Here is a 12,246-nt window from a genome sequence, read left to right on the forward strand (position 1 = left end):
CATGGCGTTCAGTCAGGTCACGCCAGGGAATCCCGGCTTTGAAAACGGACCCTAGTACTGGCCCTGTTCCAGCTGCGGCTTCTCCCACTCGCGGTCCGTGTCTCCTTGCACGACGGCCTCCTGGTACTCACGAGCCCTGTCCTCCTGCTGGATCTCCTCCTCCTGCTTCTTCTGCAGGAAGTCCGCTGTCAGGTACAGCTCTCGCACACGGGCGTCATGGTAGGCGTCGGAGATGCAGATGTGCTTGGACGCGCCGAGCCTCGCGATGGTCTGCCTGCTCTTGCAGAGCCGGTCGACGTGCGAGGCGAGACGGTGCGGTTTCATGGTCCGCACGGCGTGGTCCGCCTCGGCGTTGTATGCCCTGAGCACCAACTTCGAGAAGTTCCGAGCCGTCTTGCGCGCTTCGTGCTCCGGCCCGTTGACCGTCCAGTCTTGTGCGGATGACACGGCAAGGCCGGCGCGGGCCAGGTCCTCGATCTCGATTCGCAGGGAGTCCAGGCGCGTACGGTAGGCGGCGGCGTCCTCCAGTTGATACCGGAAGGCGTAGATCCCGAGCTGTTCCCACGTCGCCTGCGCTTCCTCGCGCGTACGGCGCAAGGCGTCGACAACCCCAACCGCGTCCAGACCCTGCGTGCTGGCGATCCAGGCCCGCAGCTGATCGATCCCGTCGGCTTGCGAGCGCCACCGCCCGCCGAACAGACCGAGACGGGCGGCGGGAACAGCCGACCGTCCGAGGCCCCATCCTCTTGTGGTTGACAACCTGGCCTCTCTCACGCGGTTCGGCGGTGATCCTGGGGACTACGTAGCTGCCGTCCGAGCCCAGACTCCCCAACACCGGCTATCGGGGCAGCCGTTGAGCTTCCGCGCGGATCAACCCACCCATCACACAGGGGAATCCGGCCCAAATTCGGCAGCCGCCCCCGACCCTAAACACCGCCCACGACAACAGCCACCAACCACATCCAACCCTGCCCCCCAGGGCACACAACCATGACCAAACAGACAGACAGCCACCCTGAAGACATCGCACGGAGTCAAGGCGTCAGGGACCTGCGGTCAGAGAGGAGGGACACACGCGGGGAGCACGCGCGTGCCAATCCCCATGTTCGCGTCGCCGACGGTGGTGGGTGCTTGCACCCGGAGAAGCATTGATCGCGGCGAATGACCAGAGACAGCCGACATTGTTGAGTCGGTCGTTCTCGTCCGCCCGGCGTCCAATCCTCCAGGCCCTCGGCCTTCGCGAGTGTGCGCGTCCCCCACTTGCCCCGCCCGTTCGCGTGCCGTCTCGATGAGGGTCAGGTTCTGGGTGTCGTCGTTGATCACCTTCGTAGAGAACACCGGCGATCCGTGCGTGCGCCGTACTCAACCCCGTGGCTCCGCTCCGCCATGACCAGCACCTAGGTCCGAGGAACACTCCGCCGGAAGGTCCGCGAAAAACTCACGGGTGCGGTGCGGCACCGCGGCACCCCGCGGTGTCCGTGGTGCTGGGCCTCGGCGGGCGAACGTGACCCAGCCAAGGCGCATCGGATCACACGTCAGGCTGTGGTCTGCCGATTGTGATGCCTGATGAGCGCGTCCAGCATCGTGTTGAACTCCTCGGGCGGCATCTTGTGGATGAGGAAGTGCGCCGCTTGCAACCCGTCGTTGTAGGGGAACTTCTTCGGTTGCTGTCCCGGGGACCGGTCGTCCCTGGCTGCATCGTCGGCGCGCGGTTCAGGAAGCGTGGTGGTCCGGTCCGGCTGTGGCCGGTTGTCCTGCGCGGGCAGCCCCGTGCCGGGATTATCACGGCGTGATACATACCCTGCCTCCGCGCTGTCACCGGTTGATGGGTCAGCCGCTTTCTGAGGCTCCGGTGTCTCGCGGACGGGCGTGCGGCGGTCGGCGGCGGCACGCTCGTCCGCCTTCGCCCTTTGTTCTTCGGGGGAGAGCTTGCCGAGGTTGCGTACGTGCTCGACTGTCCGCTCGCCAGTGACGAGGTCTTTCTGAAGTTCTGGTGACAGCTTCAGCAGAGACAGCTTGCTGGAGATGGTGTTCTGTGGAATGCCCAGTCGCCGGGCAGCTTTGGTCTGGGTCCCGTAGTACGTCACCAGTTGCTGGAGCGCGTGGGCCTCCTCCAGTTCGGTCATGTCGTCGCGGTGGTAGTTCGCGATGAACGCGGCCTCGAGGAGGGATTGGTCGGTGCTGACGCGGGCGTTGTCGACGCGGACGGGGATGGTGGCCAGGCCTACGCGGCGGGCGGCTTCGAGGCGCCGGTGACCGTCTACCACGATGTAATGGGCGTCGTCGTCCAGGTCGTCGGTGCGGTCGGGCCGGTCACGAAGGTAGGCGTCGGTCGTCGCGACGACGATGGGGAGGATGACACCGACTTCACGGACGGACGCCACGGTGTCGTCCAGGCTGCGCAGGTGGTTGCGCGGGTTGTCGGGGTTGTCGCTGATCTGCGTGACCGGCAGGTCGGTGACGGCTGTGGCGGCCGTGTCGCCGTCCCCGATGGCATGGCCGATGACATCCCGCCGGGAGCTGCGAGCGCCTGCGGCCGCACCGAACGCGGTTCCACGGCCGAGCTGGTCTGCTTTGCTCACAGGGTTGCCTCCATTGCGATCATCCGCATGGTGTTGGCCTGCTTCGAGTGCGGCGCGTACGAGAGGAGCGGTCGTTTGACGCGGACTGCTTCGCGCTGTTCCTTCAGGTCGTCCAGGACAGCCAGGACACGCTGGTCTTCCAGGCTGGCCCACTGGTCCAGGGACGAGGTGGCGACGAAGCCGCGCCGTGCGTCGTACTGGTTGACCACCAGGCCGAGGTAGTCGATGTCCAGGCCGAGGTCCTTGCGGAGGTCCTCGATCTGGTCGACGAGCATGCGGTAGGCAGTCGCTGAACTGTCTTCGGCCTGGACGGGAATCAGGACGCCGGAGCGAGCCGGCCGTTCGTTGCGACGCCGGCGCGCGTAGTACAGGGCTGCGTCCATGGCGAGACCGAGGCTGGGAGGGCAGTCGATGATGATGACATCGTAGTCGTCCTCGATCGGCCGCAGCGCCCGTTCCAGGGCCACTTCCTTCTGGAAGCCTCGGGACTGGGCGGCGGTCAGGGCGAGTCGGGAGTCGAGGACGAACCCGTCGAACGCGCCGGGCAGGACGTCCAGTCGACGTCCGAACCGTGGGTCGACCACGGTGACGATCAGGTCGCGCAGGTCGCCCTCTGCCTCACCGATCATGTGGGAGACGAGGCTTTCCCGGCCTGGTTCGATCTGCGCGATCCCGAGCTGGTCGGACAGGTGGCTCTGGGGGTCGTAGTCGACGACCAGGACCCGTCGTCCGCCGACCGCCACCCGGTCGAGCCGGTCCTGGACGTCGGTCTTGGTCTTCCCCATGCGCTTGAGGTCGCCGTAGGCGAGGGAGTCGATGAACCGGGTGAGTGCTTCCCGGCCGACATCAGGGTCTTCGGCGTAGGCCTCGCCCAGTCCGAGGGACACCGTGGTCTTGCCGACGCCGCCCTTCTGGTTGGCGTTGATGATCCGCACCGGATCGGCGCTCTGCGCAGCGTTCTCCGGAGAGGGATGTTCGTCCAGCCAGAGCCGGATGCTCTGCGCGAGACCCTGCGTGTAGGAGACCGAGCGGTCGCCGCAGGTGCTCCTGAAGTCGTCGTACAGGCCGGGCGGGAGCCACGGGGAGAACGACTTCGCACCCGCCGTGTCGATCTCAGGCGAGGGGCGGCTGCTGGTCCGCCAGGCGATGATGCCGGCTTCGACGGCATCTTGGATGTCCAGGCCGAGTTCGGCACATCGGATCTTCAGTTCGCGTTGGAGCGCCGGGGGGAGCTTGGACGCCACCTTTTCCCGGTCTCCCTCAGGGTATGGAGAGGCCACGACGTCACCTTACTGACTCCTGCTGCTTCTATGACACCCGGTTCACGTGATCTGACATGGTTTCACCCCACAAGCGAGCACTGAACTATCACGCCGTGATAATCCGTGACTGGAGTCTCCGGTCCGGCGTGGATTATCACGGCGTGATAATCCGGCAAGGATCAAAGGCCGTAGCCCAGCCGCTGCTGGAACTATGGGTTGGCTCCCCCCGCGACCCTTCGGCCCGGGCCCAAGGCAGCCGGTCTACGGCTCCTACGGCCAGACGGGCCGCGGCCATCGGTGGAACCGAACGGAATCGCTGCGGGGAGCATGACGAATGGGGCATGTCGACTTTTCCGGGTCTCCAGTCCGGCGCGAAGCACGGGGCGTTGCCGTGGACGCGAAGGGCACGTTGACGTAAGCGTTGTGGAACTGCGGCGTGAGCTGTATGCCGCGCAGGACGTCGGGGCAGCCCAACAGCTGCGGTTCGCGATGGAACGGGCAAGGCTGACGTTGGATGTAGAGTTCCGCCGCGGCAGTGGCGGCAAGATGAAGCCCGAGGTCGGCTTTCCCGGTGGCAAGGCCGGTGCGGCGGCGGGCGGCGAGTTGGAGGCCACGCATCGTCAGCGTGACGCCGAGCCTGCCGGTTTATGACGAGACCCTGGGCGGCAACTGCCGAGATCCACCGTCCGTATTGTCCGTCCGCGGAGCGGAATGCCGGCGCGACCGTCGTACGGTCCACCGGTCCTGAGCGTCAGAACAGTCCACGGGTGCTGAAGCACCGGGCGGGGCGGCCGGTTCTCGAAGCGGGTCGACGGCGCCGTGGGAGCGGTGAGATGGACGTGCGGCACCTTGTGCGGGTCGGCACCGGAAATCCGAGAGTTCCGGCCCCGGCATTCGATCGGGTCCCAGCCACATCCCCTCCTCAGCGGTGTTGTGGACCGACGGGCCGAGGTGTGCCGGCCAGATCCTCGTGAAGGTTTTCCGTCGGAGAACTCAGAGGACATGGCGCTGTTGTGGCTGGAGGAGCCCGTCCCTTGTGGACGGTGGTCTGGTGCAGTGCGGTACGCCGTCGACGTACACGCGCAGACCGTCCAACCCCTTGCCGGTCAGAGTGAAGGAGCCGCCCGAGCCGAAGTCGCGCGTCACGCTCCGGCGGACGCCATAGTTGTCCGACGGCAGTCCCGGGGCGGGGCACCCGTGCCCCAGTTCTGGTCGATGGCCGAGTCGCAGTCGGTCCTCTTCGGCGTGCCCGTAAACGCGGCGTTCAGGAAGACTGGCGGTTGTAGACCGGCGACGTGCAGGAGATCGCGGCGGACGCCGGGACGGGAAAGGCGACGAGCACGCCGCTGGCGGTGGCACCAAGAGCGACGGCCGTCGCGCACCGGAGCCGGGTACGCGTCTTCATCAGGCGAGATAGCCCCAAGGCCTCACGCCCGGCTCTCGACGAAGGCCGTCACGGCGCACGGGCGTGGTCGTGGCGTGAAGTTCGTGGCGTGCAGAGGAAAGCTCCCGCCACCCCGGAATTGCCGTCGGGGCGCGGCAGCGACATGGCCGGACCGTACAAGATCGCCCACGGTGACGGCATCGGCTCCAGGTCGCTGAAACGCGGTACCGCCGCCGTACGACCATTCGCCCGCCTCGGCTGTCTTGGGCACACCCGGACGAAGATCCGGGTCCAGATCGTGCGGGAGAGACATGCACATCCGTACGGCCGCGGCCGCCACCGCGGGCACCCTTGCAGTGCTCGCCCTGCCCGCCCCCGCCGCGCCGACGGACACCCGCAAAGCCGACTCCTCCTTCTCCAAGTCCGACAGCTACACCCGGCCGACGTCGACAACGATGAAGCGCACGTTCACGTGCTCCCTGCACACTGACGGTACCGACTACGCCAACCTCACCAACGCCGGCACCTGGCACCTGGAGGCCGAGGCCGTCTCCAACGACCAGGACTTCTGACTCCCTGGGCACCGGCCGGAGCGTCAAGGTCAAGCGCATCGCCGAGCTCACCGCCGGCGAGTCCCGAGCCCGTGGCCAAAGGACACACCCTCACCGTGACCGGGACCCTGACCCGCGCCCACTGGAACACCAACGCCTACGTCGGCTTCGGCGTCCAGCACGTCGCCCCGCAGTTCAAGAAGGCCGGCTCGACGTCGTGCAGCACCGTCAAGACGGTGACCACCACCAACTCCGGCAAGCTGAAGATGACCGTCACCGCCAACTCGGCCGGCACCTGGCGATGGAGCTTCGTCGGCACCAGCACCGCAGGTGCCGTCACCGCGCCCGGCGACAGCGTCGCCCTCAAGTGGCCGACGCCGGACCGGCTCCCGAATCCTTGCGGCAGCCGGGACCCGACACCGTCGTCTCCTCACCCCGGGCCACCAGCGGTGACCAGATCGTGGATGCAGGTCTGCTGTCATGCGGCGAATCCGATGTCGATGACGTACTGCGACGGCCGCCTCGCCAGCAGCGGCTTCCGGTGCCAACCGGTATACCGACATCACGTCGTCGAGGTCGGCAAACGGTCCGGTTCAGGAAATCCGTCAGAGGTACACCCAGCCTGTGGACAGCGTGCCCCCATCGCCGGTGTCGGTGAGGTTGTAGATGTCTATGGCCTGAACATCCTCAGGCAAATCACGGGACAGTGCCTCGCCCGGGTGGATGTCGGTCAAGAGGCCGGTGTGGGTGGTCGAGTACAAGATGTCCACCTTGATTCCGGTAACGCCCTGCTCAGTGGATCCGTACACCCAGATCCAGCTGGACGCTCCGTCGCCCGGCTCGTTGTCGACGCAGACCTGCGTTCCGCGGAACGCGGTGCACCGCTGCGCGGCGGAAGCCGGATGAATGGCGGCTGCGCCTGCTAGAGCAACGCTGGCCGCGACGACAGACAGTCGCTCGGCAAGTCGCATGTGTCTCACGGCTGTCGGCCTCCAGGCACCTCGGGGCGCCGCTCGCTTGCGGGATGCGGGAGATCTCGTGTTCGGGATCAACAGGAACTGCCGTATACGGTGCTGACGACCTTTCAGGAGCGTCAGAGTGCGATCAGGCGCCCGGGGGGGGCAGACAGTACGTCTGCCCTGGTGTCTCCCCTTTCAGCAGTCGTGTATGGATCCGGGGCCGGAGCAGCCGGGACGATCCGGGCGATACCTCGGTACGCGCCCCAGGCGGCTACCTTCTGCGGGGTTCGCAGGAGACCGCGCGGGTGACCGCGGTCGACATGGCGTTCTCGCCCTGGACGTTGGGATGGGCCGGGGCGACGGGAGGCGCGGTGACCAAGGGCTCGATCCAGCGGACTCCCTCGGGGCGGCACATGTCGTGTCCGATGGTCGGCGTGTACGTGTCCACGTACCGCGCGCCGCCGCGGTGGGCCACGTGGGCCAGCATCGCGTTGAGTTTCTTCTCGGTGTCGCGCAGGTACGCGAAGTCTCCTGCGGCCAGTGGCACGGTGCTGCTGGTGCAACCCACGCCGTCCTCCGGGAAGAGGTCCGGATACCCGACCACCATTACCCGGGCGTGTGGGGCTCGTCGGTGGATGCCGCGGAGTACCGCAGCGACCTTGGGTCCGGTCTGGTTGATGCGGACGGCGAGCTGGTCGGTGCCGTCTGCGGTGAAGTACGTGCGGCAGGGTGCACCCGCCGGGTTCGACGAGGTGAGGCCGGCGCAGGTGGCCAGGTCGCTGCTGAAGCCGATGTCGTTGCCGCCGATGGTCACGCTCACCACGTCCGCGGTGCGGGTGACCGCGGTGAGTTGCGGAGACAAGCTGCCCTGGGGGCGCGCCATGTCTGCGGTCGTCGCACCGGAACAGCTGACGTCGGTCAGCCGCCAGTGTCTCTGCCGGGCCGTCAGCGACGGATAGTTGTGGTCCGACCGAGCGCACGTGGGGTCCACCTGTTCGACGACCCCAGGGGCCGACGCGTACGAGTCGCCCAGGGCGGTGTAGCTCACGGTTCGGGCGCCACCGCCAGCCGCTTCCACCTGGCCCACGCCGGCCAGGCTCAGGGCCAGTGCCCCGGATCCTGCCGCCACGGCCATCGCCATACGGCGGCGCGTGAGCCGCCTCGACACCATCTGCACTTCTACCCCTTGTTCAGACACCGGCACCGAGGTCGCGGGCCGGAAACGATCCGTCGGGCGTGCGGTCGGACCGACTCGCCGACGGGCGCACTGCTGATACACGCCACCGAGCCTCGAATTGGTTCACCGCACAAGGAGGTCCGACGGAGCGCGCCGGGCTCCTGGACCCGCTCGGCTTCGCCGTGCCGCCGTCGCCCGGCGTGCCTCGTCTCCGGCTCGCGCGTCGCGGGAATGCCGAGTCCGCCTTCGGTGCTCAGCCCTCGGGAGTGCGCTGTCGCTCTCTCGCGGCACTGGCGCGGGCGTCGCCCCTCGACCGACTGGTGACGGCGCGGGCATCACCCATCGGACCCATCACACACTTGACAATGCCGGACGGGGGAATGCCCGTCGCCGTGGCAGTGCAAGGGAAAGTCCGCTTCCCGTGCACCGTCGGCGTCCGTGTGCGGCTGTATGCGGTCAGCTGACCTGTGTGCGGTTGAGACGCCGTCTGTGGTGTGCTGCCCTGTGTACGTGTCCCAGGCGGACTCCTGGTAAGCCACCGCCATCAACACCTCGCGGGGTACGTGGAATTCGGCGGCGGCCGAGGTGAAGTCCCCTTCCAAGGTGGTGGGGGTCGCACCGGTGTCACCGCTCGCCTGGGCGGTCACGGGTGCGGCCGTCGTCTCCGCGACGGCCAAGACGGCGCCTGCGGCCGACAGGGCCGTTCGACCACGTCGCGACGCTGAGCCGCAGGCGGAATCTCTGGTGGTCATGGAAGGAAGCCCCGATTGTGGTGAGAGATCAACTGGGCGGCTGGGGTGGCCGGTTCACTCGCTCCGCGTTCGGGGGCCGCGTCCGCGCCTTGGTCGGGGTTGGCTGATCCTCTTCCGGGCGAACGGGAGGCAACTCAAACGTGATTTGAGGGCTCACAGGAACCCTGACCGTAGACACAGGTCGATCGAACCGCCGTCGGACGGTCGTGACGGTGGAAGCGGGGCCTGCGGCAACGCGTCCGGCCCGGACGCACCGGGACGGCGCGAGCGGCCGGCTGCCGCATCTCCCTCGCAGCTCGCCCCTTTACAGACGTTGCGCCTAATTTGCACCGCCTATCAATTATCCGGTCAGAAATCAGTAACAAAGCCGTAACGAGAAACGGAATTCTTCGCACTATGATCTAGGAACGCTGGGCCACCGACCCTAGTCATAAAAGTCCCGGGAGACACTGCGTAGGAGCTGTGAACCAGCCTCCTCATGCTCAGTTCTCAGCGGTCAGCAGGTTGGCAACTGTTCCATCCTGTCGCTTAGGAGGAAATCCGCCGTGGGTAATGATTTCACCGTGCACACCGAGAATCTGGACAGGCTCGCGAAGTCTTTCCACTCCGGAGCGGTCGATCTGCATGCGACGGGAAGTCGCTTCAATTCCGGTGTCTCCGCGGGAAGTTCCCCGTTCGGCAACGGGCAGGCCGCCGCGTCGGCGACCGAGGCATACGCTGCCGCGAGAGCGCAGATGGCCGAGTCGTGCCGACGGCTCGCCGCCCTTTCGGGACAGACACGCGACATGCTGAGGGTCGGCTCCACGCTGTACGCGTCGGTGGAGGACTCCAACGCCAGAGCGGCACGCAGCTTTTCGCCCGGGGACTGAATGTGAGTGTGGACATCAATGGAGCCATCGCCGAGTGGCTCACCAATGTCCTGCGGGAGATAGGCGATCCGGACGGGCTTCGCGAACACGCCGAGGAGCTCCAGAAGCAGGCGGACCACGTCCGCGCCGTGCACGCCCAGCTCGCCGCCGAGGTGGGGTCCTCCTCGTGGTCGGGAGCCGACTACGACTCTTTCTCGTCCGCGTGGCATGAGCACGCTAAATTGGCCGAGGACACGGCCAACAGCCTGCAGGCGACGGCGAATCAGGTGGACGATCACGCGGATCGCACCTGGGAGATCGTCAAGGAAGTCATCGGCATCGCCCTCGAGATCCTCGAGATACTCGCCATCGGTCTGCTTCTGAGTTGGCTCATGGCGGGTATCGCGAACCTCATCTGGGCCCGTATAGCACCGTTGATCGAACGGATCGTCGAGCTTCTGGCACGGTTCCGGGCGATGCTTGGCGACTTCGCCGAGTGGGCCAAGGAGGTGGGCAGCACCGCCGGGAAGGTCGGCGAGAAGATCGGCACGATGATCGGCCGGGGAGCCGAGAAGTTCATCACCGAATTGCCCGACTACACGCTCGCCTATGCGAAGTTCTATCTGGCCGAGGCCATAACGCCGGCGTTGAGCGGCCGCGATGTCGCCTGGGCTGACAACGCGTGGCAGACCGCGTTGTTCTTCGGTATGGACATCGGCAACAACCTGATCGAGTCCGGGCTGGAATCCATATTCGGAAAAGCATTCAGGGGTGCTGTCGACGAGGCGTCGGTGACGGGCAGGAGCGCGAGGGCAGAGGGCGCAGAGGGCTCGGTGTCCGTGGACGGCGCCGCTGCCAGAACTGAGGGTGGCGCCTCCCCGGATCCGGTCCACGTCGACCGTGACGTCCGGGGTGACGCCGGAAGCGAGACCTCTTCCGTCGCAGAGTCGGATCACGCTGCGGCCCGGTCCGTCCGCGGCGATGCGGGATCGGCGGACACGCATGGGGCCTCCGGCGATCGCACGGCCGGTGGCGACCTGGAAGCGGGACTTCGTGATGTGCGCCTGGAGTCGGAGCCTGTCGTCGGCGAACAAGGTGTGCCCGCTTGGGCCGAAGCGGAGGGCTCTGCCGGGTCGACCTCTCGTCTCGCCGACAGCGCCGCTGTGCGCAAGACTGCCGCACCGAGTCTGCGGGAGGCTCCCGGCTCGGGGGAGAACAGAGTCCGTTCGGCGTCCCGCTCCAGCCGGCCGCAGGAGTTTTCGATGTCCAGCGACGGCGACTCCGTCAGGTCGGTCCGCATGGTCCGGCCGGGTGACGAACCGCTGCCGTACCGGGGTGGGCCTGAGATCGCCCGCCCCGTCGGGCCCGGTGGCGCCTCGAAGGTGTCGCTTCCCGAGGGGTCCGCCGTGAAGACGGCACCCTCCGAACCACCTCTCGGTGCAGCGGCCCACGACGCCGATGCGCCCACGGCGGACGCTGCCCGAAGCGCCCGGCCGGAACACGCCTCGGACGGGCCCATCCCCCAACGGCCCCAGGGCGAGACACCTCACGCCGCGGAGCCCCACCCCGGCGATCCGGCCCACGAGGCCGTGCCCGAAGCAGATCCCGCCCGGGTCGCCCGGCCGGAAGGCACGTCTGAAACACCCCGCCCCGGAACGCCGGTCGCGGAGGCACCGCCCCCCGAAGCACCCCTCGGCGCTCCAGCCCGCGAGGCCATAGCCGAAACAGGCCCGGCCCGGGCCCTCCGGCCTGAGGGCACCGCCCGGGAGACTCCCGTCCCGGAGCCCCGGGTCAAGGTCGACCCGGCCGCAGAAGTCCGCCCCGGGGCGGCTTCCCACGATGCCGATGCGCTCACGGCGGACGCCGCCCGAGGTGCCCGGCCGGAGCACGCCCCCGAAGGCCCCCTCCCGGAGCGGCCCCAGGTGGAGACGCCTCACTCGGCGGAGACACGCCCCGGCTCGCCGGTCCACGACACCGTGCCGGAGACGGGGCCTGCCCCGGCCGTACGCCCGGAAGCGGCGCCTGCTCCGGCCGTACGAGCGGAAGCGCCGCACGCCGAAGCACCCGTCCGGGAGGGACTTCCGGGCGCGCACTCGCCTGATCCCGCGTCCCCGTCCCTGCCCAGGACGACCGAGTCCCCTGCCGCCGTGCACGGGACGCCGGTCGATGGCACCTCGTTTCCGGACGTGGAGGCGGACGCTTTGCGTATGGGGGACATCCTGTCTCCGCGCAGCAGTATCAGGACGGACGAGTTCAGAGTCCCCGACTCCTCGAAGCTGCCGGACACGCACAAGCCGTTCGAGCCGAAGACCCTGGCCGACTCCGTGCTCGCGGGAGCGAAGGAAGGCTTCAACATCCTCATCGGAAATCTCCAGACCAACGCGGTGATCAATTACATCCACCACGCCGATCAGCACGTGAGCGGGGAGCAGTTCGGTCTTCAGGTCCTCGGTGGGTTCCTCGGAGGCTTCCGGCAGTCCTTGTACCACTCGCTGCCGGTGGGCGAACGGTTCGGCTATCGCAGTGAACAGCCCGGACAGGCTTCGATCATGCACTGGCTGTTCTCGTCGCAACCGGTGTCCTGGGCCTACTACTCGATGTATTTGACCGCCAAGGAAGCCATCATCAACGGCGCCTCGGGGCAGACCACGCCGACGGAACTCACTCGTCCGAACGGCCAGTAGGGATCGGGTGGGGCGGCTCCGGGCAGGCGGAAGCGCGGGTGGGCTGC

The 12,246-nt window shown here is 67.5% G+C and carries 11 protein-coding genes and 1 pseudogene; 4 read left to right on the top strand and 8 right to left on the bottom strand.

Annotated elements, in window-relative coordinates; all coding sequences use genetic code 11:
• Positions 1-51: 51 nt before the first annotated feature.
• From ACZ4O3_RS41015 to ACZ4O3_RS41030, 4 genes and pseudogenes are all read right to left on the bottom strand, one after another.
• A complete protein-coding gene (locus ACZ4O3_RS41015; protein ID WP_467727426.1) occupies positions 52-774 on the bottom strand; it encodes an SNIPE associated domain-containing protein in 723 nt (240 codons plus the stop codon).
• A gap of 301 nt (positions 775-1,075) precedes the next feature.
• Positions 1,076-1,219 (bottom strand): annotated as a pseudogene (locus tag ACZ4O3_RS41020) (IS110 family transposase); the annotation flags it as partial.
• Between the two features lie 316 nt (positions 1,220-1,535).
• A complete protein-coding gene (locus ACZ4O3_RS41025) occupies positions 1,536-2,582 on the bottom strand; it encodes a ParB/RepB/Spo0J family partition protein (RefSeq protein WP_467727428.1) in 1,047 nt (348 codons plus the stop codon).
• The gene (locus tag ACZ4O3_RS41030; RefSeq protein WP_467727430.1) at positions 2,579-3,862 is read right to left on the bottom strand and encodes a ParA family protein; all 1,284 of its coding nucleotides are present in this window, start codon (positions 3,860-3,862) and stop codon (positions 2,579-2,581) included. Before ACZ4O3_RS41030 ends, ACZ4O3_RS41025 begins: the two co-directional genes overlap by 4 nt.
• Positions 3,863-4,267: 405 nt before the next feature.
• Between ACZ4O3_RS41030 and ACZ4O3_RS41035 the strand changes: the two genes are divergently transcribed.
• Positions 4,268-4,495 (top strand): trypco2 family protein, encoded by a 228-nt coding sequence (locus tag ACZ4O3_RS41035; protein ID WP_467727432.1) that lies wholly within the window; start codon positions 4,268-4,270, stop codon positions 4,493-4,495.
• A gap of 342 nt (positions 4,496-4,837) precedes the next feature.
• On the opposite strand, the gene ACZ4O3_RS41040 is transcribed toward ACZ4O3_RS41035, so the two are convergent.
• Positions 4,838-4,990, bottom strand: coding sequence for a hypothetical protein (locus ACZ4O3_RS41040; protein WP_467727434.1), 153 nt, complete (start codon positions 4,988-4,990; stop codon positions 4,838-4,840).
• A 549-nt stretch (positions 4,991-5,539) separates the two neighbouring features.
• Between ACZ4O3_RS41040 and ACZ4O3_RS41045 the strand changes: the two genes are divergently transcribed.
• A complete protein-coding gene (locus tag ACZ4O3_RS41045) occupies positions 5,540-5,800 on the top strand; it encodes a hypothetical protein (RefSeq protein WP_467727435.1) in 261 nt (86 codons plus the stop codon).
• Positions 5,801-5,936: 136 nt separating this feature from the next.
• Here ACZ4O3_RS41045 and ACZ4O3_RS41050 read toward each other — a convergent pair whose 3' ends face one another.
• From ACZ4O3_RS41050 to ACZ4O3_RS41060, 3 genes are all read right to left on the bottom strand, one after another.
• Positions 5,937-6,146, bottom strand: coding sequence for a hypothetical protein (locus ACZ4O3_RS41050; RefSeq protein WP_467727436.1), 210 nt, complete (start codon positions 6,144-6,146; stop codon positions 5,937-5,939).
• 238 nt (positions 6,147-6,384) lie between these two features.
• Entirely contained in the window at positions 6,385-6,750 is a 366-nt protein-coding gene (locus ACZ4O3_RS41055; RefSeq protein ID WP_467727437.1) for a hypothetical protein, read from the bottom strand.
• Between the two features lie 259 nt (positions 6,751-7,009).
• Entirely contained in the window at positions 7,010-7,873 is an 864-nt protein-coding gene (locus ACZ4O3_RS41060) for an SGNH/GDSL hydrolase family protein (RefSeq protein WP_467727466.1), read from the bottom strand.
• A 1,357-nt stretch (positions 7,874-9,230) separates the two neighbouring features.
• Here ACZ4O3_RS41060 and ACZ4O3_RS41065 point away from each other — a divergent pair.
• On the top strand, positions 9,231-9,536 hold the full coding sequence (locus tag ACZ4O3_RS41065; protein WP_467727438.1) for a hypothetical protein: 306 nt from the start codon (positions 9,231-9,233) through the stop codon (positions 9,534-9,536).
• Positions 9,537-9,538: 2 nt separating this feature from the next.
• On the top strand, positions 9,539-12,199 hold the full coding sequence (locus ACZ4O3_RS41070; RefSeq protein WP_467727439.1) for a WXG100 family type VII secretion target: 2,661 nt from the start codon (positions 9,539-9,541) through the stop codon (positions 12,197-12,199).
• Positions 12,200-12,246: the final 47 nt, after the last annotated feature.

It is taken from the genome of Streptomyces sp. NPDC026515 (assembly GCF_055567595.1).

Coding starts and splice junctions, on each gene's coding strand:
- ACZ4O3_RS41045 (WP_467727435.1), top strand. CDS start 5,540: ATGCACATCCGTACGGCCGCGGCCGCCACCGCGGGCACCCTTGCAGTG.
- ACZ4O3_RS41055 (WP_467727437.1), bottom strand. CDS start 6,750: ATGCGACTTGCCGAGCGACTGTCTGTCGTCGCGGCCAGCGTTGCTCTA.
- ACZ4O3_RS41060 (WP_467727466.1), bottom strand. CDS start 7,873: ATGGCCGTGGCGGCAGGATCCGGGGCACTGGCCCTGAGCCTGGCCGGC.